The sequence below is a fragment of the Psychrobacter muriicola 2pS genome, assembly GCF_904846535.1.
In the GTDB taxonomy this organism is placed as follows: Bacteria; Pseudomonadota; Gammaproteobacteria; order Pseudomonadales; family Moraxellaceae; genus Psychrobacter; species Psychrobacter aquimaris.
Genome location: NZ_CAJHBC010000001.1, coordinates 388,954 through 412,702, shown reverse-complemented (window position 1 = coordinate 412,702; position 23,749 = coordinate 388,954). Strand labels below are relative to the sequence as shown.

Genomic DNA, 23,749 nt, shown 5'->3' with positions numbered 1-23,749 from the left:
ATGAATCTCACATTTAGATATTACAGTTTTAATTCCAGTGTTTTACAATATAGTATCCGCGCTAATGGATGACTGTAAAACAATAAGTAATGCCTTGTGCGCCTCTATGACCATTTAAAAAAGACATTGCTTATCGCTCATGCCAAGATCGGAAATGGAGTTTTGGTAAAGTTAACTCTTTAAGAGCCTGTCGTTAGAGAGTTTAGAATGATCAAGGAGCTTATGATGAATAATGAACTAAAAGGGAGCGATCTAACAAGAGCGATGCTAGCACGCGGCGATAAAAAAGTATGGTGTGCGGTGTGTGATGATAGCGATGAGCAAGCAATGATGGATCATTGTGGTAATGATTTTACGGCTTATATCGTGTCATTTCGTGACGGGTATTTTTATTGTAATGCTGGCATGCCATGGGAATTTGCCGTGCACATTAAGATAATTGCGGTGATGCAATCTGAAGTAGATATATAAGTGTAGTAACGAATGTTACCGGCACAAAAAAACCTCCTAATGAGGAGGCTGATTTGTTACTAATATTGGTACCAGTGGTCGGACTCGAACCGACACGCTTATAAAGGCAACGGATTTTGAATCCGTCATGTCTACCAATTCCATCACACTGGCATGTTAGAAGATAAGGTCTATTAGATAGAAATTATCGAATTGGGCTACAGGTTTAACTCTGTATAGGCTGCGTATTATAGCAGCCTATTTTTATCCGTCAAGAATTATTTAATATAATTTTCAATTAAATCAAAAAAATTGGTTTAGCCTACAAAAGCGCGTTCAACGGCATAATCCGCTTGGACACCCATGCGTGGTGACACGGTCAAACCAAAATCGTCCAAAATCGCTGAAACTTCTGCGTTAAAAGGCATGCTACCGCAGATCATAACACGGTCGTCTTCTTTATTCATCGGTGGTAACCCAATGTCTTCAAAGAGCTTTCCTGAGGTCATCAAGTCAGTTACGCGGCCTTGATTTTTGAACTCTTCACGAGTCACTGTCGGGTAGTAAATGAATTTTTCACGGTACCATTCACCAAATATCTCGTCGTTAGGTAGTTCGTTTTCAAACATATCACGATAAGCCAAGTCATCGACATGGCGCACACCATGTACCAAAATGATCTTTTCAAAGCGTTCATAGACTTCAGGATCACGTGCCAATGCTAAGAATGGCGCCAGTCCAGTGCCTGTTGAGAGCATATAAAGGTTTTTGCCAGGCAGTAAATCATCTAGTACCAAAGTGCCCGTTGGTTTTTTGCTGACCAACAGCTCGTCACCGACTTTGATATGCTGCAAGCGCGAGGTTAATGGACCATCTTGAACCTTGATAGAAAAGAATTCTAAGTGATCTTCGTAGTTCGGGCTAGCAATCGAATAAGCGCGCAATAGCGGTCTGCCATCGACAACGATTCCGATCATCGCAAATTCGCCATTACGAAAGCGCAGACCATCGTCGCGAGTTGTCTTGATGCTAAATAGAGCGTCATTCCAGTGATGAACCTCTGTGACCGTTTCGGTGCGAAGTTTTGACATAAAGTCCTCGTTAATAAGTTGCTATCGGTTTTATTAAGTCTAAATGAGTGTTAAATTAAAATTTTCAATGATAAGAAGGATAGTAAAATTTCAATCGTCATTGGAACGGCTAATTGTTTAAAACCTTGTCATGCAAAGTGAGTAGCATAGACGATGTTTTAACCAACATTATGGGACGATATACTAACACTTTATTAAGCATTTAAAATCAGGAGAGGAGCATATAGAGTCTAAGGGTAGATACGACCTAATCTGTCTTCTATAAAACCATGACAATGGATGTTGCTGTAGAACGCTTATAAGGGCTGAAAAATAAAGGCTATCATCGAATTTATGGCTCATAATACCAAAATTTAAAATAAAAATCCGTCTAGCAGCGACGATGCGGCATGATAAAATGGAATATCGTTAGTGAGTAATTTTGTATCATTTGGCAGAACTGTTTGAAAAAGGCAGTGTGTTATTACTGGAGCAAGCTTATGTCTGATGACAATCTGTCTTTAGATAATTATCATCAAGCCCCTATCATTGGCTACCATCGTGCGCCGCTTTCACAAAAATTTGGTGCACCGCGCCAGCCGAATTTGGTCGCGCTAAATAGTGCTATTGAAATGCTAGCGCCCTACGATACGCCAGCTGCGTTTGAGGGTTTAGAAGCATTTAGCCATATATGGATCAGTTGGCAGTTTCATCATAACTATCGACATAAAGACAATAATCAAGCGAATAGCAACTTTCGAGCGCAAGTGCGCCCACCAAGATTGGGCGGGAATCAAAAAATAGGGGTATTCGCCAGTCGCAGTATGTATCGACCCTCAGCGCTTGGGTTATCTGCCGTTAAGCTTGAAAGTATTGAGATTGTAGAAGGAGGTGTATTACTTATCATTAGCGGTGCGGATATGATAGATGGTACGCCGATTATCGATATTAAGCCCTATGTCGCTTATAGTGATGTGCTCAGCAATGCAAAAAGCGGGTTTGCGCCAACTGCGCCAGACTTATTAGAAGTGATCATTACTGAGTCTGCTTATGAGCAATTTATGACATTGGTTGACGCTGGACGATGCGATAAAAATGACAATAAGATTGAGAATAAAAATAATAAGAAAGCTATTCGTGCAAAAAATCATAGCGTAGCGACGCTTGTTCAACAGATGCAAGAGCAGTTGCTCATTTTTGATATCGAGACTATTAAAGCATTAATCGCGCAAGATCCGCGTCCAGCCTACCGTCGCACGAAGATAAATACGCCGTTTGTCATGCGCTATAAATCTGTCGATGTAAGCTTTCAGCTGATAGACTCAGGGCAGTTGCAGATAACGGCTATTGTCAAAGTGAGCTTGTAGTGCTCAGTGACGCCATTACTGCCGCATGAATTATCCATAAATCACTCCTCAATAAATAACGCATCAATGATAAAAGAAGAAAAATATGTCTGCTCAGAAATATTCAATCGTGATTGATTTGCGTTGGTGCCTAGATGAATTATTGGCAGATAAGGTGATTGATCAGCGTGGCTACAATTTGGTGATGACGAGCCGTCGTGATAAAGCGCAGCATCCACTTCTAACCATCAGTGAATTTGGTTTGCCAAACGGTCATGCACTGGATAAAAATGTTGAGAATAAACTGACTTTGGTGTGGTTGAATCAATGGCTGGCTGCCAAAGCAGGTATGTCACTCGTCCGTATTGACCCGTTAAAAGTCGATGTCCCAGCCGTAACCCAACTGATGTCCTTTGAGTATGCACGCTCACAGCATATTTTGCCCATTGAAGTGACGTTAGATGAAGTCATCATCGGTACAGACCAGCCGTTTTATACTGAGTGGCAGACAAGTATCGAAAAACTAATCAAGTCTAAAAGCTATCGCACAGTTTATGTCAATCCTGAGCAAATTAATCGCTACCGTCAAGAGTTTTACCAAGTCACCCAAGCGATTGCAGGAGCAAATAGTGTCCACAAGCGGGCAGCGGCTGATGTCACCAATGTTGAGGCATTATTGCAACTCGGCGACAATACTAACCCTGATGCCAATGACCAACATATTGTCAGAGTTGTCGATTGGTTATTGCAATATGCGTTTGAGCAGCGAGCCAGCGATATTCATTTAGAGCCTCGCCGTGAGACGGGTAAAGTTCGCTTTCGTATTGATGGCGTGCTACATACCGTCTATGAGATGCCATTGGCTATTATCGTCGCAGTGACCGCACGTATTAAAATATTAGGACGACTGAATGTGGCAGAAAAACGCAAACCACAAGATGGCAGGCTAAAAACCCGTACGCCAAAAGGTCTAGAAACTGAGCTGCGTCTATCGACGATGCCCACTGCCTTTGGCGAAAAGCTGGTCATGCGGGTGTTTGACCCTGAAGTGCTGGTGCGCTCGTTTGCTCAGCTTGGCTTGTCAGGTAAACAGCTCGAGACTTGGCATGAGCTGACGGCGCATCCAAACGGTATTATCTTGGTCACTGGTCCCACTGGCTCAGGCAAGACTACGACGTTGTACAGTACGCTCAAGCAGCTCGCCACAGAACAAGTCAATGTCTGTACGATTGAAGATCCTATCGAGATGATTGAGCCAGCTTTCAACCAAATGCAGGTCAATCCAGGGGTTGATTTGCATTTCGCTGAAGGCATTCGCTCTTTGATGCGCCAAGACCCAGACATCATTATGGTTGGTGAGATTCGCGATGCCGAAACCGCCAATATGGCAGTGCAGGCATCACTGACTGGACATTTGGTGCTCTCGACGTTGCATACCAATGATGCACCAAGCTCACTTACTCGCTTGCATGATTTGGGCATTCAGCCGTTTTTAACCTCAGCGACGATACTAGGCGTCATGGCGCAGCGTCTATTACGGACATTATGTCCGCACTGTAAAAAAGCGCTAGACGTGACTCCAGATAGTGAAATTGCTATTCAGTGGCAGGAATTGGTTCAACCTTGGCGTGCGCCCGCTCCAGCACAAATTTATACGGCGCAGGGCTGCGAGCATTGCCGCCATACGGGCTATCAAGGTCGCATTGGTCTGTATGAGATTATGCCGTTATCAAATGAGCTAAAAAAACTGGTCGCCGCCGATGCAAATTTAGATGTATTGAAGCAGCAAGCATATCGTGAAGGTGTACAGCCGTTGCGCTTATCGGGCGCAAAGCGTATTAGTGAAGGCGTGACGACCATAGAAGAAGTAATGCGAGTGGTGCCATTGCATTGACGTCAAATAGCCAGTGCTTGCTTTAGTAAAACGTCGCCTTATAACTTGATTTTTTAACGCTCCCAGCGCACATTTTGACGAATGATTTTGGCTGGTGTACCAGCAATCATGCAGTTGGGTATTGTCACTGGTTTATTGACAAATGCACCTGCTGCAATGATACAACCACTGGCGATAGAGACGTTTTTAGAGATGGTCACATTAGCGGCAATCCAAATATGGTCTCCTAAAATGACGTCTGTATGCGCCTTATTCACTCGCGCGTTAGTGTCTATATCATAGACCTTGTGAACGTCAGTTGCTCGAATTTCAATACCACGTGATATCATGCATGATTGACCAATGGTCACACTTTTATCGCGTGCCAAAATATAGCAATCAATAGCGGTGGTATGATTACCGATATAAATATGCAGATGATTACCGACAACCAATAATTGTCCTGAGAACTTCAATTGCTCTCCAATCGTGACTTGATTGTAATTGCCGTTGATGTCAATTTTTAATTGATTAAATTTGCCGCCTTTACCGACAGTGATTTGATTGTCCTGACCTGTACGAATAGTGATGGCTGAATCGCCAATGATGCGTACATCTTTAGCAATATTGATATGATTATTGTACCCTTTGTCTTGTAATAAAAACCGCTTTTTATAGAGCTGTTTGGGTAATAATGTTTTTATGATAGGGGAAAGGCTGATGGTTTTTTTATGGTTCATAATGAAGGGCTTATGAAAAGTGAGTAGAAGACGCCATGTTTTTTCTAGCGCTGGCTTTTATGGTTGGTTTGCTGTTTTAAATATGGTTGAGGAGCGTGTTGATAGTGTACCGCTAAAATTTACTTGAAAACAGCTGCCTTTGGAGCAATCAATAGGGTTATCCGTTTCAAGGCTTACCACTATGGCGTGTCTTCATTCTGAACGGAAACGACTAAATGGATTGAAAATGGCTAAATTTTGCTAAGCTGCGTCAAATGGCGGGTCAATACCCTGATATTATCTGCACTATTTTCCTTATTTGACCTACCATTTATCTAATTTTTATCATCATTTTCAAAATGAGAACATGTCCTAATATTTTTTTATTCATTCATTTTTATTAACGAGATTATTTATGTTTACTGATAGCCATTGCCATCTTAATCGCTTAGATTTAACCAAGTATGATGGTCAATTGTCTGGCGCGATTGATGCTATGAAAACTGCCAATGTCACTCGGGCAATGGCGATTATGTGTGATTTTGCCGAATATGATGAGATTGCCCATATTGTCAGTACCTATAGTGATGAGGCGCTAAATCTTGGCATGAGCGTCGGTATTCATCCTTGTGAAGATATCAGTGTCTTGCAATCAGCGACGGTCGAGCGTTTGATCGAAACGGCTGATGCTGACCATGTATGGGCGATTGGAGAGACAGGATTAGATTATTACTGGTCAACGGAAAACAAAAAAGAGCAGCAAGCCAGTCTTGCTCGCCATATTCATGCCAGTCAAAGCCTGAAAAAGCCACTCGTCATACATATGCGGGATGCCAAAGAAGATACGATCGATATTCTAAAAGCGGAAGGTGCGGAACACGGCATTATTCATTGCTTTACCGAAGATTGGGAGACGGCGAAGCGCGCTCTAGATTTAGGTTTTTATATCTCATTTTCAGGCATTGTTAGTTTTAAAAGTGCCCAAATGATTCAAGATGCCGCAAAAAATATGCCTAGAGACAGACTGCTTATCGAAACCGATAGTCCTTATCTAGCACCAGTGCCCAAGCGTGGTAGACCCAATGAGCCTGCCTATGTACCGTATGTCGCCAGTTGTCTGGCAGAGATGTATGGCTGTAGTAGCGATGACGTTGGCGCATTAACCGCAAAAAACTTTGAAAATTTACTGGCACAGTATCACTAAAATGGTTATGCTATGACCACTCAGTCATTTATGAGACAGTCTTGTTGTTTTACGTTATTTGAAGCGTAAGCATATGATTATCAATGACTATTTAGCAAATATAAGCATATCTCTTTTGGTGGTTTTCGAGCAGACTTTGTATGACGTGATACGCTTGTCGCCGACGCACTAATCCACACGATGGTCATATGCTTAATCTTGTCAGGTTTTAGGAGAGATTATGAGTCGTCAGCATCAGTTCAAGGCACGAGAAGAGAATATCTTAGCAATGGCAGAGCAATTGCTACTTGAGTCGGGCGATGGTGATATTACTTTAGACAGTTTGGCAGACCAGCTGGATTTGGCTAAAGGTACACTGTACAAGCATTTCTCCAGTAAAGATGAACTCTATTTACGTATTATTATCCGCTACGAAGAACAACTGTTTGAGATTAATCGTATTGATGATTGTCCATCAGCAGGCGTTGCTCGTATGATTTTTCAGCAGTTATTCAATCCACAAAAAGCCATGTTGCTCAATCAAATCGAAGAGCGTTTGGCGGCATCAGTGACGGGTCTCAATCGTTTATTTGGTGAGTTATATGATATTCGCCGTCAGCGTATGAAACGCTTGATTGACATTATCAGTGCTTATTTAAAGGATGAGCATAGTAGTTTGAGTACGCGCGACTATTTGTCCTCGATTTGGGCGATGGGTCAAGGCGGTGCTGGACTATTAAATTCAAGCTTTTACCAGCGGTATTTGGGTCGCCGCGATACTCTACGCTATGCTTTCGTTCAGCAAATGCTTGAGTTGCCGAGTCATTATCCTGCGGCTGATGATGAAGTGATGGATGAAGATATGCAGGAGTTGGTAGAGCAAATCGATACTGAGTCAGAAGAGCACCGTAATACCAGTTATTAATGTCTTTATTCAACATGCCTTAAACTTTTCTAAATTCGTGTTGCTATATTCGTTATCGCAGCACGGTGCATCCATGCTAAAAATGGATACATGCTTACCAGTTTTAATGCCCAATCATAGTTTTATTCTTCATACCACAACCTACTTATAGGTTTATAGGTGTAATATGCCGGTCACTGCCAAGACTCCGTCCAGCTCAGCGGTCACTTGCTATTCACACTTAAGTCATCAATATTTGCAATATAAAAAAACGGATAGATATCCCTTACCTCTTGTTTATCAGCATAAATGCTTTCCAGTACAAAACGCTAACGTTTCCCTTTATACATCCTCAAGCCTTGCTCAGGCACAACAGGGCTTTACCCTTGTCGAAATTGTAGTGGTGGTGGTTATTCTATCTATCTTTGCTGGCACGATGAGCCTGTCGGTCGGTAGTAGTGAATCGCGTAAAAACCGTGCTTTTTATGAGCATTTGACTGACTCACTGAGCTATGTACGGTTGTTGTCTGCTGAGCGTATGCAGCCCATGGGTTTAAGTTTACAAGCGGATAAACAAGGTCAAGTAAACCCCGTTATCGTCACTTTATCCAATCCTTATATTGCCTATCAGAATAATGATATCCCGTCAAATAGCATGGACAGTACGCCTAAAAATTCGATGGAATTGTCTGCTGATCTGACAAGTATGTCGGGGGGGATAGGAAAGCAACAGCCAGTGCCTAGCTGGGAGATTGAGCCAGAAGTCAGTTTGCCTGAGTTACCTGCTGGGGTCAGTTTAAGGGTGCAAAGCTTGGAGGCTGGCAACCTATCAATGCCTGAACAAGAACAAACATTGCAGCCTTGGTTTGCCAATCAAGCAGTCCCACAGATATTATGGTTTGGTACAGGGCAAGCAACGCCTGTCACCATTGAGGTGCTGCACAATTCACGTCTGGTGGGCGAGGTTATTACCATTATGCCTGATGGCAGTATGATGATCGGACAAGGGCTGTAACTGATGATAGATAAGGGTAAGATTATATCTGCTCATATAAAGAAAAAGCCAATGTTATCAAAGCATGAAAGCGGCTTTACTCTGATTGAGGTAATGGTAGCGTTAGCGATTTTAGCGGTTGTTGCTGTGGCTGCTAGCCGTGCCAGTAGTGCCTATCTCAGCTCAGTGGATGTATTACGCACACGCACACTTGCACATTTTGTCGCACAGAACGCAGCCGCTGATTTGCGTATTCAAGAGACATGGCTGACGGCCAATCGCACACAAACAATCAATGCTCAAGGGCGTGATTGGCAAGTAGTAATGACGGTCAGTGATGCCATTACGCCCGCTTTAAAAGAGGTGAATATTGCTGTCGCACCCATTATAGATGGACAGACGCGCACCACCGTGACTGATATCAACGTAATATTAAGCAATGCGGAGCAAGACGTTGGCAGTTTGGACTTAAACCGTTTGGGTGCTGATATTGCAGGGCAGTCTGGAGGCAATCCGTGAGGTCGCAGCGTGGATTTACGCTACTTGAATTGATGGTCGCCATGGCGATATTTGCGATGTTGGCAGTGGCTGGCTGGCAAGTATTTGATAGTGTCAACCGCGCCCGAGAACGTGCACAATTTCATGCTGATAATCTAGCTGTTTTGCAATATGCTTATTTGCAGCTACAGCAAGACATGGGTCAAATTATCCCTTATCAAATACCAAATACTCAAAATGTCAGTGTGATAAATAACAGTGCAAACAATAGCGCCCAAGCTAATGAAATAGTACCTGAGCCTTTTATGAGTTTGGATGGTGAGCATGTGAGTTTTGTTCGTTTTGCCGATCCCGATCCACGTTATCAAAGTAGCATGAGTGTCCAGCATATCGAATATATTTTTGCAGATGAGCGTTTAATTCGTCGCCAATATACCAGCATCGATGGTGGGCGCGATAGCATCAGCCTAGATAGTGTATTGCTCGAAGGCGTCACCGCAGGGCGTTGGCAAGCATATTTACCTGAACTGAGCACCAAGTTCCCTAATGCAGACAGCAGTAATAACAGTACAAATACAACCTCTGGGCAAACGGCCAGTGCCGTGAGCGCCAAGCCAGCAGTGGTTTTACTACCCAAAGGTATTGCTGTCAATTTTACTTATCAGGATATGCCAATAACTTGGCAATGGGCGCTTGCTCCACAACCAATACCAAGTAACAATAAAAATAAAAGCAATAACAATGCTTCCAATAATGGCAATGGTAGCAATAACGATAGTAGTGATAATACTAATGACAATCCAAATAGCAATGTAAATAACAATGCAGGAAGTAATATTTAAAATGTATCATTGGGTCAATCATAAAGACGGCTTAAGTCAATGACAGCGCACTCTCAGCGCGGAGTAGCGCTGCTCACTATCTTGCTATTGGTGGTTAGTATTACCGTAGTGGCGGGAGCGATGCTTGCCAGCCAAAAGATTGCTATTAGACGTAGCAGCTTATTGTTTGATCAAAATCAGCTGTCACAAGATATCAATGCTGGTCAGCAATTAGCCATCACGATGATTCGTGCTGACGATAAGCTGAACGACACAGATAGCGAGCAAGATATTTGGGCGCAGCCACTACCGCCTTATCTTTTAGCCAATCACAGCATCAGTATTGAATTGCGCGATGAAGCCAGTCGTTTTAATATTAATAACTTATATCAGAATGGCGCGGTTGATAGCAACGCTTTAGCCATATTTCAAAGATTGTTGACGCAATTAAATCTAGAATCTGATATTGCCATTGCTATTCTTGACTATCAAGATACGGATAGCGACGTTTATCAAGATGGTGGTGATGAGAGTGTGGTTTATTCTCAGCAAACAAGTGGTTCAGCGAGTAAGACTTTGCCCAACCAAGCATTGGTCAGTATCGATCAGTTGCAAGAGATTCGAGGGGTAAATGCTGAAGTACTAGCGGCACTACGTCCTTATATTACTACGGTTCCTTATTATCTGCCTATTAATGTCAATACTGCTAGTCCAGTTTTGCTGGCTGCACTGATAGATGGCGCAACCAGCCAACAGATGCAGGGATTGGTCGATACGCGGGCAAAGCAGGCGTTAGCCTCTATTGATGATGTGTGGCAATTGCCGATGCTGAGCAGCTTAAATAATGATCAACGAAAAGCATTAACACCACTACTCGCAGTCGATAGCCAAGCGTTCATGGCACTTATTACAGCAACTGATAGTGCAAATCTTGGTCAACAAAGACAACGGTTTGCAACTGTATTAATTAGCAAGATTGTGACTGATGCTAGCGCGGCAGCAGGGAGTAATGCTAATAACAGAACGCCTAACAGTAATAATGAGAATGGCAATAATAAAAAAGCCAAAGAAATTAAAGTGGTGACACAGCGTTTATGGGCATTTAGACCCAATTTCTAACGTTGAGCCACCTAAAAAGAGTCTTGATCAGTGCCGAGGTGAAATGTCTGACCTGACACTGCCTAATCTCCTAAGTGCGTTTCTTCCGTAGATTTCCAGTTATAAGCACCATAAAACAGCATCTGTGCTTGGCGAGTACAATTATGGAGCATCAGCTGCTTATTCTCTTCAATCTCGTTTAGATCGACTTCATCATCATGATCTTCAGTATAAGTCAGCTCCAACCAATCGATAATCCAAGAAAAGAACATATTTACCCCAGCCTCAGCCAATAGGCGACGGTCATAGGCATTGATATGAGTAAAGGCAGGCTGTAGCGCTAAATCATCAGCCAAGCTTTGAGCATGTTTTTTGACAAGTTCATTGATGGCTTTGCGTACAGCTTCTGAGCCACCATAACGCTCACTGACTAAAAATTGCCAGTAATAAGGCTGATCACTGACCATATACAAGAATAGCTGAATGCTCTTAGCAATTTGGCGATCAAAGCTACGCTTACGCCCAATTTGCAAGCTATCGCTTAGTATCGCCAGCGTACCCCCTAGTTCTTCTACCACTAATGCTCGACCAAGCGATTCCATGTCATCGAAATGCCGATAAAACGCGGTCGGCACCACGCCAACCTCACGCGTTACTTGCCGGAGGCTGATAGAGCTAAAAGATTGCCCTGTCATACATAAATCAAGCACGGCATTAAAAAAGGCGTGCCGAGTTTGAAGTTTCTTTTGTTCACGACTGCTCATAATATTTCAAAATTGTCCAATAAGGGTTTATCATACTCATTTCGGCGTAAAAATACGACTGAAATACGCAACTTGTGTTAATTTACTAGACCTGCACTGGTGTTTTACACCATGGTACCCCAATGGCCTTGTAACTCCTGTGCCAATCGATACGCTTCATGATCATTCATCCCAGTGATAAAGTCCAATATATTTAAAATATTGTGATAGACATTATCTGATAATATCTGCCGATGCTCATTGAGATGTGGCTGTAACAACATTAGTAGGTGCTGCTGCTCAAAGGAGATTGGGGCAGCTTTTGCATTTGTCCAAGCCAATGGTATGAAGGCGTCTAATAATCGATGCAGGCATTGATTGGCCATCAACTCCATACGTACTTTGCTTGGGTGATTGAATATTTTTTCGCGTGCCAATTGCTTGGCTTGGTTAATGCCATTTTGCACATGTGCATCACAATGGGTAAATAGACTGCCATTGAGGGTTCCGGCCAACAGTGCCTCACTATTAGCGACAAAAGCATCAGTCACGGCATTGACCAAGCGCATCATGGCGCGGGCTCGCAATGATGCTAAGCTCTGCCTGACAGACATGTGTGCGGGCAGACTGATACCGCTAGGGCGCTCACCAATCAGCTCATAAAATATGGCGGCAACCTCGCTATAGGTCAGCATATTAAGATTGATACCATCTTCTAAATCGATCAAGGCATAGCAAATATCGTCCGCCGCTTCTAGCAAATAAGCTAATGGATGGCGAGCAAAGCCATCGTGCTGTGTTGAACGTGGCAGATTTAAGCAGGCTGCTAATTCTTCTAGTGGTGCCGACTCACTATAAAAGCAGCCAAATTTTTGTACATTATGATGGTGGTGTTTATCATTGACATCGTTGCTATGAGTAGCCAACCAAGGATACTTCATAAAAGCACCTAGCGTTGCACAAGTGAGACGCATGCCACCTTTATCAGGATGGTGCTCATTACGCGCCAGTAACCGAAATCCTTGTGCATTACCTTCGTAAGCCAGCAAGTCCAGTCGCTCATTGCTGCTCATATTTTGCAAAATAGCATGACGGTCAGAGTGACTAAACCAATCACGAATGGCGTATTCTCCTGCATGTCCAAAAGGCGGGTTACCAATATCATGAGCGAGGCAGGCTGCTTGTACAATCACCCCGACATCGTATGGTGAGATACCTGCTGGTAGACCGCTGGTTAGTTTGCTATGCAGTTTTTCTGCGGCCATCATCCCTAATGAACGTCCAATACAAGACACTTCAAGAGAATGAGTCAGACGCGTATGGATACCGAGCTGATTGGTCAGAGGATGAACTTGGGTTTTTTGATTCAACTGTCGAAATGAGTGCGAAAATACCAGTCTGTCATAGTCTTTATGAAATTGAGATCGGGTACTGGTATTAGCATTAAATTTTTTAGAAGCGCCAAGACGTTGTGAATTAAGGAGATGGGACCATTGTGTGGTGGAGGACGACAAAGGGGTTGATGTACTTAGCATATGGAAACATCCGAAACCAAGGGAGCCTTTAGCATAGCAAAATAGCGCCCTTGGTACAGCAACTAAGATTTCTGGCAGTCAAAAAGCACTTCTTCCGCTTCGATAGCAACATCGCTATTTAGTGTCTTATTTCGCAACGTTGCATTGTCATTATTCACTTGCCATATAATGCCATGGGTGTCATCTAATCCGATATCACTCGTATAGATGGCTTTCCCAGTACTGGCGTCGCTACTAGCCGCAGCTGTTAAATCGTATTCGATACCATCGATGAGTAGATGCGCGGTCTGAGGTGTATCATCGGTATGATAAGACACGCCGATAGTAGCAGTAGGCTCACAAGAAAATGGTGTGCTATTGCTGGCGTGTTCTGCATGATCATGTCCTTCATGACCGTGCTCCATATCATTATGCTCTTCGTGGCTATGCATGTCGTGATCATCTTCAGAGTGATGTTGTTCTGCATGATTGTCTACGGCTGTTACTTCTTCAGATACTACCGTATCAGTGTCTGTATTAGGCTGACAACCCAATAGAGAGCCTGTCATGATACTTCCTACAAGCGCAACACTTGCAAATTTAGAAAAAGAGAAATGGTTGGTCACAGTATGAGTCCTCAAAGAAACAAAATAAAGATATGTTATAATATAACAATTGATATATAAAATAAAGCCGATGATGGCAAATATCCAACATCGGCTCATTAACTATAGTCGGTTCAAGATAATTTAGATACAAGAAAGGCGAGTGAAAGTGCTACAAGTAGTAGACTAAGTGAGCCTGACGCAGTATCTGATTTATATAGGACAGACTATATTAAATGGTATGTACTGCTTAAAACTACACGTTAAATCTAAAGTGCATGATATCGCCATCTTGAACGATATAGGTTTTGCCTTCTAGACGTGATTTACCAGCAGCTGCTGCGCCTTTTTCACCGTTGTATTCGATAAAGTCATCATAAGCAATGACTTCGGCACGAATGAAGCCGCGCTCAAAGTCAGTGTGAATAACGCCAGCTGCTTGCGGTGCGGTTGCACCAACAGCAACGGTCCAAGCACGTACTTCTTTGACACCAGCGGTAAAGTAAGTCTGCATATCAAGTAAGTCGTAGCCACCTCGGATCACTTGATCAAGACCCGCTTCTTCCATATCCATCTCAGCTAGGAAGTCTTTTTTATCGTCTTCATCAAGTTGAGCAATTTCAGATTCGATTTGGTTGCATAATGCGATAACGATAGAATCTTCGCCAGTCGCATAGTTGCGCACCGCATCTAAGTATGGGTTATTTTCAAAGCCATCTTCACTGACGTTAGCGATATACATGGTTGGTTTTAGCGTGATTAAACCATAACTTCTGATCAGTTTTTTCTCATCAGCATCTAGGTTTGCTGCGCGTGCCGCTTTACCTTCGGCTAATAAAGGCTCAACTTTTTTAAAGATATCAAGCAATGCTTGCGCGTCTTTGTCGCCACCTTTAGCCTTCTTGGTTTGGTTGTGGATGGCACGCTCAACGGCCTCTAAATCTGCCAATGCCAGTTCAGTATTGATGGTTTCGATATCATCAATCGGGCTGACGCGCCCATCAACGTGTACGACGTTGTCATCATCAAAACAGCGCACTACATGAGCAATCGCATCGGTCTCACGAATGTTGGCTAGGAACTGATTGCCCATACCTTCGCCTTTTGACGCGCCTGCGACCAGGCCTGCGATGTCCACAAACTCCATTGTCGTTGGTAGTACACGCTCAGGATTGACGATATCAGCCAATTTCTTCAGGCGTGGGTCAGGTACAGGTACGATACCTGTGTTGGGATCTTTGGTACAAAACGGAAAGTTTTCAGCGGCGATACCCGCTTTAGTCAAGGCATTAAACAAGGTGGATTTACCCACGTTTGGTAGGCCGACGATGCCGCAATTAAAACCCATAACATTCTCTCAATGTATTAATAAAATCAGTTGGTATAAAGTTTGGTTAAATGATAAATCAAAATTGGGCACATTGTAGCAAATTTACCGGAATAGGGGTGAGGTTGTTGTGTTGTATACTGAGATTTTGCTTTGGCTCTTACTGGCAATTTTTCTATTTTATCGATTATGGTAAGCTGTGCCATAAAACAACTTAACTAGTGGCACTATTGAAGATGAGTGCTTTGTATCGATAAGGGCGACTAAAATAAATGAAAGGCAAATTCCGATAATGACTACCGCTATTTTTGACACGCGTCGCTATAATTATCCGCAGAATTTCGTGGAGATTAAGCCTAAGCTTGAACGTCTTGAGAAAGCAATTAAAAAACTAGAGGCAAATCTAATCGACGCTGATGACGATGCGAATATTGAGCTAGTGAATCAAAGATTGAGTGGTGCATTAGGGTTGCAAGTAGACTACGCCAGTGAGTTAAACCCCGATCAATTACTAGCTGCTACTACCATCGAAGGTAAGGTTTTGGTAATCGCTGGTGCTGGCTCTGGTAAGACCAAAACCTTAACTTATCGGACCAGCTACCTATTAGAAAACGGGGTAACACCCAAAAGCATCTTGCTATTAACCTTTACTCGTAAAGCGGCCAATGAAATCAAAGATCGAGCTAAGTCTTTGCTGGCAAGTAATCTGTCCAATGAAGAGCTATCGAATGAAGAATTAGCTGAGGATAAGTTGCCGACTGATAAGGCGTTAAATAGTATCACTAGCGGCACCTTTCACTCATTTTGTAATATGCTGCTGCGTCAGTATTCAGGCTTACTTGGTATTAATCCACGATTTACGATTTTAGATACGGGTGATAGTGAGGATGCCATCGATTTAATCCATAAAGAAAAAAAGTATCCTGCGCAAACCAAAACCCAAGCCTTTCCGCGTAAAAAAACGCTGCAAAATATCATATCGACCTCTAGAAACAGACGCATTCATATACGCAATTTAATCGAAAGCAGTTATCCTGATATCGCTGTGCACATTCCTATCATTGAGCAATTGGCAATTGATTTTCATGAATATAAACGCGCCAATCATCTCTATGATTTTGATGACATCATTAGTCAGGTAGTACGTCATTTAAAAACCAACCATACCTTTCGCCAGATGCTGCAAAACCAATATCGCTACATTATGGTTGATGAATATCAAGACACCAATATTCCGCAAAAGCAGCTGATAGATTTGATTTGTGAGCCTGACTCGGTATCGCTAATGGTGGTCGGGGATGACAATCAAAGTATCTATGCGTTTCGCGGTGCCAATTACGAAAACATACTGCTGTTCGGTGAGAGCTATCCTGAAGCCCGTCTCATTAAGCTTGAACAAAACTATCGCAGTACGCCCTCTGTTCTAAACTATATCAATGCTCTGTCAGCGCAAATCACCTTGGGCTATCAAAAGCAGCTATATTCAAAGGTCAGTCTAGCGGGGAAAAAGCCGATATTTAGCCGTTTAAGTGATGAGACCCGCGAGGCCAAATACATTGCGGATAAAATTATAGCGCTAAAATCAGAGTATGATTACAACGATTTTGCGGTACTGTGCCGCACGTCCTTTCAGTCTAACTATGTCCAGTTAGAATTTATGGAGCGTCATATTCCATTCATCGTAGTGGGTGGCATCAAGTTCATTGAAAGACGACATATTAAAGACTTTTTAGCCTTTGTCAAAATACTCTATAACCCCAACGACAACATTGCTTGGCATCGTATTTTGACTTTGTTTAAAGGAGTAGGCGCAGTCACTGCAACCCGCTTAACGCAAGCGATTGCCGCTGACAATAATTCTTTTGAGCCCCTACTGACTGCAAAATTTGCCAAAAAAAGCACACAACTTGCGCCATTGTATGAATTATTGAGCAAAGCAAGCCGCGCAGGTACCGTTGAACAAGTTATCGAGCTGATTCTTGAGTTTTATATACCTGTTCTAAAAATCAATGAGGATAACTGGCGGGAGCGTAGCGAGGATTTTCGTGTTCTCACAAACTTAGCGGCAGAGCATGACAACCTTGATGATTTTTTGGAAAACTTGGTTCTTGATCCGCCGAATGATTCGGTCGCTACGTCAGGTGAGGCAGAAGGGCAGGACGATGATAAATTAACCATTTCTACCATTCATAGTGCAAAAGGACTTGAATGGCCAGTAGTGTTCGTCAACTCCTTAGTCGATGGCATGATGCCGCATTATCGCTCTTTGGATGATTTTGAAGAGCTAGAAGAAGAACGAAAATTGTTTTATGTTGCTTGCAGTCGCGCTAAGAGCAGACTGTATCTAACGGCGCCTGATTACTTTGCCAGTTATTCAGGGTATTTTGACAAGCCATCACGCTTTATCGCTGAGCTGTCTACTGATGAAGTGACGGTAGAAAATTCTAAACAAGTGAGAGAAGAGAGTGATGATCCAGTGTGGTGGTAGTGTTTTATCGAATTCACAGTAATAATATTTCGAGGTATTAGGTTTTGTATAAGCAAATAGCTAAAGCTTTATTAGTCCCAATTATTGCTTCAATAAGTAGTTTTCCTGCTTTAGCTGTTGAGGACTGTATGCCGCCGACGAGTCACTATAGAAATATTCAATGTACTGATAATAAGCATCTATTTGTTGCTTATGATGACGATTATCGTCCACAAGCGTTACTCAATATAAAAGGTAAAGTAACAGCTAGTCTCAAAGATTTTGATAAAGTTGAGGCGTGGTTGTACAGCGATGGATTTTTTCCTGTTTTAAAAAACGATCAAGTCGGCTATATCAACGAACAAGGTAAACTGGTCGTACCTACTATTTACGACAACTTAATAGATCCTAATGATAAATATAATGAGGTTTGGGCAAACCCTGTTTATCAAGGTAAAATTGTCGTTGTAAAAGATGGTGCATATGGTGTCATCGATACTAACAATAAAGTTATTCTCAGTTTTGAAAATAACTATGCCATGATGGATTCTTTTAGCAATGATAGGGCGCCTATTTATGACTTTAATACGGAGTTATGGGGTCTTATAGACACTAACGGTAAAGAAGTTGTTGTCCCGCAATACGACGGTCTGGATGGTCATTTGGGTGGACACTATGGTTTTCATGAAGGTCTGCTCGGTGTAATTAAAGATGATAAATGGGGGTTTGTTACCAAGACAGGAACTGTTGCTGTTCCTTTCATTTATGATGAAATCAGACCTTTTAGTGAGCAGCTCGCTGGCGTGCGCAAAGGTAAGCGTTGGGGCTTCATAGATGGGGCCAATAGAACTGTCATTCCTTTCAAGTTCTCGGACGATAAAGTGACAAGAATGAGCGTTACTTATTTTGGTGCAATGTATTTCAACTTTAATAATGGTACGGCGAAGATAGAAGAGAAAAGTGATGGTACGTCTGTCTGTATTAATAAGCTAGGTAAAACTGTGGCTTGTAGTGAATGATAAGAATTGTTTTTAGTTTAGGAAATTAAGAATAGAAAAAACCGTGCTTTGGCAAAATACGGTTTTTTCTCAAGACAATTATGATCGTAGCTATGAAATGAGTATCTAGCAGGCTATACATATCTAAATCTCAGCTTCAATATTGAGTATTGGTTCTTCAACAGTGGTGAAGACTCTAGACTCCACATAAGAACTGCTATAAGTTGCATCCGTACTTATCGGATGAATATCTAAACGTTCCAGTTCTGCTAATAAATCTTGAATGACTTCGTTTTTACGAGTGACGAAGGTGGACGCAAAGCAGCGCCAAAATTTCCAGCCAGCACGCTCCAAAATACGCTGACGTTGCATATCGCTGTCCCATTTATCAGGCCCATGATATCTATCACCATCACACTCGATGGCTAGACTGTTATCATTTTCACCTTCGACAACCATATCGATTCGGTAGGCACCGGCTTCAACCTGTGGAATCACTCGATAACCTCTCTCAACGAGAAGATCAAAGACTTCTGTTTCAAAAAGAGACTCGCATTTTTCACGCAAATCAGAGACTTCTTCTTCATCTTTCATGAACGGTGCTTGAAAGTGCTTGATAAGCTCCGCTCGATAGTGATCGGCTTGGCTTAGTTCATCCAGTTCAATACTGCGTACCAAATACATTCTATCACGTGCTCTTGAGGCAGCGACATTCATTCGCTGGGCGAAAGTATCTCTCGTTTGTGCATGAGCCGCTCCTGGTACCACTACCAATGACAAGAACATGATATCGCGTTCTTTACCCTGAAAGGTTCTGGCATCACCGCAAGCAATATCAAAAGCAGTCATTATCGCTTCATCTAGTTCTTTATTGAGTATCTCCATAATATTATGCGCTTGCTTATTACCTAGTAACGAGACAACACCGATGGTTTTACTTTTGTAAGCTGGGTCAGAAACGATGGTTTTGATTTCATCAACAATAAATCTGACTTCTGACGGATTAATATCAGAACCTTTAATCCGGTAGCCATCGGTGACATAAATATCAATGAGTGGAGGGTCTAAGCGCTCTGAGGGTTTGGCTTTACGTAAAGGTATCAGCTCATGATTGTAAAACTCACGTTTTGAGAACTCAATAATTGGCGCAACACTACGAAAGTGTTCTTTTAACATCACACTGCTATCTGCAAAAACGACTTTGAATAAATCATATATCGAACGATCAGGCGACATCTGTGAGCGATAGACAGGGACTTGATTGCTCAGATACTGTGCCATCAGATTACGAATTTTTTCGATATCGAGACCAACGCCTTCTGGCGACACTTGCTTATCGTCACCAACGATTAGAACTTTCTTGGCTCTCATGATGGCTGGCAACGCCGTTAAATCAGACTGAGACGCTTCATCGATGATAACCAAGTCAAAACTTCCAAATTCTGCTGGCAAGGATTCAGAAATACGATAATGCGGCATAATCCAACACGGGATAGCCGCACTTGCTCCCGCAGAGGCTTCTCGCGCTTCACGGCGATAATAATGCGCGCCTTTTCCTGTTCCTTTACCGATACGCATAATGGCAGAGCGGTATTTTTCTAAAGACGCTCTCACGTTTGGCGTCGCATTTTCTGCGACTTTTAGCCAAGCTCTTTTGGTGATCGCTTCTTGATAGAGTCTTGCTAAATTTACTTCTAAATTGCCACGAGTTTTTGCCAGTTGAACCAATTCCTTGCGACCATCGATGCTGTCTATAAAGCTTGTCAATCTACCAATTCGCCAAATTTGTTGCCAGTTATCCGATGCCAAGGTGTCTTGAGAGTTATGACAAGGTTCATAACGCAATTTTTTTGCCCAGAGTGGTGCGCCGTTATCTTCAATGAGTTGGGTAACGTCAGCGACTGTCTGTAAGTCTGTTGCAAGGTTATTTACTCGTTGCAGCTCACTCAACAGTTCTTGATAGTCTGTTTGTAACTCATCGTCAGATAAACTCGGGTCACCAATATTTTGAGTGACAAAGGCTGTTATTTTCTCACTAATATCGCCTTTACAGTCGGCGAGATTATTAAGTAAAGTTCCTTTTAAGGTGAGACTTTCAGCCAGATTATGTCTCTTTAAATGTTGTTTAAGAACACTTTCAATCTCAGTCAAAATCTCTTTGTCATAAGGTGCTGTAGTAATAACACCCCAATCTATAAATATAGTGCTTAACGCCTGCTTGATACTGTGCTGCAAATTGTTACTATCAACGATATCATCGTATAGATGAACGGCTGAATGTAACGCAGACAGATTATTATGCGATACCTCAAATATTGGCAGGGACAGCTCATTTGATAGAGCATTCCAGCGAAGGATAAGCGCTTGAGATTTTTTTCTAAACGCTATAAAGCTGGATATATACTGCCAGTCCTCTACGCTTGAAGCTGGTGATGAGATTATCATAATAGATTCAAGGCTTTTCTTTTCTGACGATTTACCGAAAATACCTGCTAAGCCAAAAGGCTTTTTGCCTTCAGATAAGTTTTTAACCGCGTCAACGAGCTCTGGATTTTTATCAAAATCATCAGCCATCGTAATAGGTTTGGTTAAATAAATGGTTCTCTCATCAAAAAGCGCTTTGATTTCATCGTTTAGTATAGTGAGATGAGCGATGATGCCTTGCTTAGTCTCATTAGCTAAATGCTGCTGAATAGCAGTCGTCCAACTCTGCCCAGCCTCTACAATTTTCTGCAGCAGATCAGTTAAACGAGAAGTATGAGAAGTGACTTCGTGAGCAATATTTATTGTGCTAGCACTGTCATTTATTAAGCTTGGTAGTTCTCCTTGCTGCTCAGCTGCATGTGACTCATTGAGATAACTCAAATCTTTGTGAAGTTGTTTTATAGAATTGGTAGGTGGCAGGTCTGAAACAGCAGGAATCTTTTTATTAAGATAATCCAAATCATTGCCGAGCTTGATTCTTGCATTTTTTAGCACCGTGATATCAGTATGAGTAAATCGAGGCTTAAATGTGTCTTCTATGCCCAAGTTATCTGGAAAGCTTTCGATAAGCTGCCTGTTTTGAGCCACCTCAGTCGCGGCATCTATGGGCTTGATAGTCTCGTTATCGATAGTGATATCGTCAAGATTTAACCGTGCCCAAGCCGTGATTTTATTATCAGTGCTGGCTAACTGTGCATGAATAGTATCAATCTGATTGTCAAACATGACGATTTCTTTTTTGTAGGCATCACGATTGATGCTAGACACTTCACTCGAGATTTTTTTGATGGTATGTTCAAACTGCTTTAAACCCTCGTTCTCGCTGGTCAGTAGACTAACGGCGAGCGGGCGAATAGATTCGGGTAACTGTCCTTGCAGCACCTTTAGTGCAGGGTCTTTCATCGATGTGACCAGTACCCGCTTACCAAGCGCTAAGTAATGACAAATGACATTGGCAATAGTATGGGTTTTTCCTGTACCGGGCGGGCCTTGAACGACCACCCCATCGTGGACATCCAGTTGCTGTATTATGTGTACTTGCTCATCGTTGAATGCTTTGGGGAAATATAGTTCGGCTGGCGTGCCGGTATAGCTGTCACTGCCGCTCACCGTTGATAAACCACGATAAGCAGGAAGTATGGTTTCTTTGTTTTCTGTGGCGGGTTCTGTCAGCATTGCCTTAAGGGCGCTCGGTAAATTGATGTCAGTGACCGTTTCTAGCTGAATTGATAGGTTGTTCAAATCTTGCAAAAATATGTTATTACTTCTGGGACGCGCCATAATGACCCATGTGTCAGTAACAATCAGGTTGCTCTGCGCTTTAGGTATTTTTCGCTCATCTGCACTAGTATGATTTGGCTGATAAACACCAGAGGAGTCAAGCAAAGTAACGGCTGATTTTAAAATAGGCTCATAGCTACTTGGCAAAAAAGGAATTAATGAAACATCTTCTGAATCATAAAACTCTTTACTATTTTTTAATAACTTAGCCAAACCTTGATTTTCCTCTATAGAAAAAGGTTCAGTTTCAAGCGTAGGAGCAGATAGGGTAGGCTTGATGAGTAACGCCATCGTTTTTTGATCTAAGGTGATTTCAACGGATTGCGTCAATAGGGGATACTTTATCTGCTTGCTGCTTTGCTCATTGTCATCGCTTTTTCTTAGAGCAATACCCACACCCCATACTAACTCCAGCTGGGCATCAGCGAGATTGCCTTGAAGCTGTTGATTAAGCATGAATAGGCTAGAATACAAAGCAATACTTTGGCGGACGAGTTTCTCTTGTGCTAGCCAAGGTTTCCAAATATCTTTGAGATAATCGTTAAATGCCTCTTGTACAGTACCTCTTTCCGAGAAATCTTTTAAATAAACTTCTTTTTCTGATGATGCTTCTATATCTAATAACTCATTTTGATAGGTATCATCAACTTCAAAGGGTGTAAATGCTTCTTCATAAGCGATAACACCATCATCTATTAGATTTTTTATATTGATTTTTTCTTGCAATAAAGGTTGATCGCTGAATTTTGTTGGAAACTTTAACCAGTTTGCTAATAGTGAGCTGTTGGGTTTAGGTGCTGAGTTTTCACGTAATCGCTCCACACGAAGCCAAACGTCCTCCGAGGTATCGTCGGTGATGTTCAGACTGATACCCGGCAAGCCTATTACCTGTTCCTCAGTACAAGTGAAATCACTGTGTTTAGCAAAATCTTGAGTAGGCATTTTTTTCATCAAAGCACACTGCTTAATGAACTCAATCTGAGAGGCCAGTCTTTGTGCGTAAATACTCATTTGTTAAACCTTCCAAATCATCAAAATGTTAGCTCTGACCTCACTGGCACATCATAAATACTGTTTATCAGTTTTTATAATTAAAATGCTTAGGCGGCTGATAATTTCTAGATTAAAAAAAGACCAAACTATAGCACAGAAATTAATGATGATAAGTCGCATCTAGTATTTTTAAAAATGATGGTTAATCATTACTATTTTATCAATCAAACTTTCATTATTCCTATCAAAAATACTTTTTCAAAAACCTTATAACCAAAAGTATTTAATAGCAAAAATATTTATGAGATTGGGGTTTAATATTCAGCTTAATGCGTTACTATTACCACCTTATTCCGTTAGACCCTCATATTTGATACTTTG

At 42.1% G+C, this 23,749-nt stretch carries 18 protein-coding genes and 1 tRNA gene; 11 read left to right on the top strand and 8 right to left on the bottom strand.

Translation table 11 applies throughout. The annotated features are described in order from the left end of the window. Nucleotides 1–222: 222 nt before the first annotated feature. Complete coding sequence (locus tag JMX93_RS01680) at nt 223–471, top strand: hypothetical protein (RefSeq protein ID WP_227698044.1); 249 nt, start codon at nt 223–225, stop codon at nt 469–471. Nucleotides 472–537: 66 nt separating this feature from the next. Here the strand turns inward: JMX93_RS01680 and JMX93_RS01675 are convergent. Together JMX93_RS01675 and JMX93_RS01670 are read right to left on the bottom strand one after the other, a co-directional pair. After that, nucleotides 538–624: transfer RNA gene (locus JMX93_RS01675), tRNA-Leu, on the bottom strand. Between the two features lie 143 nt (nt 625–767). Continuing rightward, nucleotides 768–1,541 (bottom strand): ferredoxin--NADP reductase, encoded by a 774-nt coding sequence (locus JMX93_RS01670; protein WP_193012877.1) that lies wholly within the window; start codon nt 1,539–1,541, stop codon nt 768–770. A 479-nt stretch (nt 1,542–2,020) separates the two neighbouring features. On the opposite strand from JMX93_RS01670, the gene tsaA reads away from it, so the two are divergent. After that, nucleotides 2,021–2,887, top strand: coding sequence for a tRNA (N6-threonylcarbamoyladenosine(37)-N6)-methyltransferase TrmO (gene tsaA, locus JMX93_RS01665; RefSeq protein ID WP_499203650.1), 867 nt, complete (start codon nt 2,021–2,023; stop codon nt 2,885–2,887). A gap of 85 nt (nt 2,888–2,972) precedes the next feature. Beyond that, nucleotides 2,973–4,760 (top strand): type IV pilus assembly ATPase TfpB, encoded by a 1,788-nt coding sequence (gene tfpB, locus JMX93_RS01660; protein WP_499203649.1) that lies wholly within the window; start codon nt 2,973–2,975, stop codon nt 4,758–4,760. Nucleotides 4,761–4,813: 53 nt separating this feature from the next. Here tfpB and JMX93_RS01655 read toward each other — a convergent pair whose 3' ends face one another. Further along, the gene (locus JMX93_RS01655; protein ID WP_499203648.1) at nt 4,814–5,479 is read right to left on the bottom strand and encodes an acyltransferase; all 666 of its coding nucleotides are present in this window, start codon (nt 5,477–5,479) and stop codon (nt 4,814–4,816) included. A gap of 394 nt (nt 5,480–5,873) precedes the next feature. Here JMX93_RS01655 and JMX93_RS01650 point away from each other — a divergent pair, with 394 nt between their 5' ends. The 6 genes from JMX93_RS01650 to gspK all read left to right on the top strand — a co-directional run bounded on the left by JMX93_RS01650 (nt 5,874) and on the right by gspK (nt 10,977). After that, nucleotides 5,874–6,662, top strand: a complete 789-nt coding sequence (locus JMX93_RS01650; protein ID WP_198332904.1) for a TatD family hydrolase — start codon at nt 5,874–5,876, stop codon at nt 6,660–6,662. Nucleotides 6,663–6,882: 220 nt separating this feature from the next. Beyond that, entirely contained in the window at nt 6,883–7,566 is a 684-nt protein-coding gene (locus tag JMX93_RS01645) for a TetR/AcrR family transcriptional regulator (RefSeq protein ID WP_193012872.1), read from the top strand. Nucleotides 7,567–7,732: 166 nt separating this feature from the next. Beyond that, a complete protein-coding gene (locus tag JMX93_RS01640; protein ID WP_499203647.1) occupies nt 7,733–8,560 on the top strand; it encodes a prepilin-type N-terminal cleavage/methylation domain-containing protein in 828 nt (275 codons plus the stop codon). A 51-nt stretch (nt 8,561–8,611) separates the two neighbouring features. Next, nucleotides 8,612–9,058, top strand: coding sequence for a type II secretion system minor pseudopilin GspI (gene gspI, locus JMX93_RS01635; RefSeq protein WP_499203646.1), 447 nt, complete (start codon nt 8,612–8,614; stop codon nt 9,056–9,058). Further along, nucleotides 9,055–9,879, top strand: coding sequence for a type II secretion system minor pseudopilin GspJ (gene gspJ / locus JMX93_RS01630; RefSeq protein ID WP_443215239.1), 825 nt, complete (start codon nt 9,055–9,057; stop codon nt 9,877–9,879). The genes gspI and gspJ overlap by 4 nt, the downstream gene beginning before the upstream one ends. A 39-nt stretch (nt 9,880–9,918) precedes the next feature. Beyond that, on the top strand, nt 9,919–10,977 hold the full coding sequence (gene gspK, locus JMX93_RS01625) for a type II secretion system minor pseudopilin GspK (protein WP_499203645.1): 1,059 nt from the start codon (nt 9,919–9,921) through the stop codon (nt 10,975–10,977). Nucleotides 10,978–11,039: 62 nt separating this feature from the next. Here gspK and JMX93_RS01620 read toward each other — a convergent pair whose 3' ends face one another. The 4 genes from JMX93_RS01620 to ychF form a co-directional block, all read right to left on the bottom strand. Beyond that, entirely contained in the window at nt 11,040–11,720 is a 681-nt protein-coding gene (locus JMX93_RS01620) for a TetR family transcriptional regulator (RefSeq protein WP_193012867.1), read from the bottom strand. Nucleotides 11,721–11,824: 104 nt separating this feature from the next. Then, nucleotides 11,825–13,234, bottom strand: a complete 1,410-nt coding sequence (locus tag JMX93_RS01615; RefSeq protein ID WP_499203644.1) for a deoxyguanosinetriphosphate triphosphohydrolase — start codon at nt 13,232–13,234, stop codon at nt 11,825–11,827. A gap of 62 nt (nt 13,235–13,296) precedes the next feature. Then, entirely contained in the window at nt 13,297–13,782 is a 486-nt protein-coding gene (locus JMX93_RS01610) for a hypothetical protein (RefSeq protein WP_198332909.1), read from the bottom strand. 292 nt (nt 13,783–14,074) lie between these two features. Further along, nucleotides 14,075–15,166 carry a redox-regulated ATPase YchF gene (gene ychF / locus JMX93_RS01605; RefSeq protein ID WP_193012864.1) on the bottom strand — a complete coding sequence of 364 codons (1,092 nt, stop codon included), beginning with the start codon at nt 15,164–15,166 and terminating at the stop codon, nt 14,075–14,077. Nucleotides 15,167–15,437: 271 nt separating this feature from the next. Between ychF and JMX93_RS01600 the strand changes: the two genes are divergently transcribed. Next, the gene (locus tag JMX93_RS01600; protein ID WP_499203643.1) at nt 15,438–17,633 is read left to right on the top strand and encodes an ATP-dependent helicase; all 2,196 of its coding nucleotides are present in this window, start codon (nt 15,438–15,440) and stop codon (nt 17,631–17,633) included. 44 nt (nt 17,634–17,677) lie between these two features. Then, nucleotides 17,678–18,631, top strand: coding sequence for a WG repeat-containing protein (locus JMX93_RS01595; RefSeq protein WP_499203642.1), 954 nt, complete (start codon nt 17,678–17,680; stop codon nt 18,629–18,631). Between the two features lie 123 nt (nt 18,632–18,754). Here the strand turns inward: JMX93_RS01595 and JMX93_RS01590 are convergent, their stop codons facing one another. Further along, entirely contained in the window at nt 18,755–23,386 is a 4,632-nt protein-coding gene (locus tag JMX93_RS01590) for a PDDEXK-like endonuclease domain-containing protein (protein WP_499203641.1), read from the bottom strand. Nucleotides 23,387–23,749: the final 363 nt, after the last annotated feature.

Bases quoted from the DNA above. Each gene is read 5' to 3' on its own strand.
- JMX93_RS01655 (WP_499203648.1), bottom strand. From the start codon at position 5,479: ATGAACCATAAAAAAACCATCAGCCTTTCCCCTATCATAAAAACATTA.
- JMX93_RS01590 (WP_499203641.1), bottom strand. From the start codon at position 23,386: ATGAGTATTTACGCACAAAGACTGGCCTCTCAGATTGAGTTCATTAAG.
- JMX93_RS01640 (WP_499203647.1), top strand. From the start codon at position 7,733: ATGCCGGTCACTGCCAAGACTCCGTCCAGCTCAGCGGTCACTTGCTAT.
- JMX93_RS01600 (WP_499203643.1), top strand. From the start codon at position 15,438: ATGACTACCGCTATTTTTGACACGCGTCGCTATAATTATCCGCAGAAT.
- JMX93_RS01610 (WP_198332909.1), bottom strand. From the start codon at position 13,782: ATGACAGGCTCTCTATTGGGTTGTCAGCCTAATACAGACACTGATACG.
- gspK (WP_499203645.1), top strand. From the start codon at position 9,919: ATGACAGCGCACTCTCAGCGCGGAGTAGCGCTGCTCACTATCTTGCTA.
- gspI (WP_499203646.1), top strand. From the start codon at position 8,612: ATGTTATCAAAGCATGAAAGCGGCTTTACTCTGATTGAGGTAATGGTA.
- tfpB (WP_499203649.1), top strand. From the start codon at position 2,973: ATGTCTGCTCAGAAATATTCAATCGTGATTGATTTGCGTTGGTGCCTA.
- tsaA (WP_499203650.1), top strand. From the start codon at position 2,021: ATGTCTGATGACAATCTGTCTTTAGATAATTATCATCAAGCCCCTATC.
- JMX93_RS01615 (WP_499203644.1), bottom strand. From the start codon at position 13,234: ATGCTAAGTACATCAACCCCTTTGTCGTCCTCCACCACACAATGGTCC.
- JMX93_RS01620 (WP_193012867.1), bottom strand. From the start codon at position 11,720: ATGAGCAGTCGTGAACAAAAGAAACTTCAAACTCGGCACGCCTTTTTT.
- JMX93_RS01650 (WP_198332904.1), top strand. From the start codon at position 5,874: ATGTTTACTGATAGCCATTGCCATCTTAATCGCTTAGATTTAACCAAG.
- JMX93_RS01670 (WP_193012877.1), bottom strand. From the start codon at position 1,541: ATGTCAAAACTTCGCACCGAAACGGTCACAGAGGTTCATCACTGGAAT.
- ychF (WP_193012864.1), bottom strand. From the start codon at position 15,166: ATGGGTTTTAATTGCGGCATCGTCGGCCTACCAAACGTGGGTAAATCC.
- JMX93_RS01645 (WP_193012872.1), top strand. From the start codon at position 6,883: ATGAGTCGTCAGCATCAGTTCAAGGCACGAGAAGAGAATATCTTAGCA.
- JMX93_RS01680 (WP_227698044.1), top strand. From the start codon at position 223: ATGATGAATAATGAACTAAAAGGGAGCGATCTAACAAGAGCGATGCTA.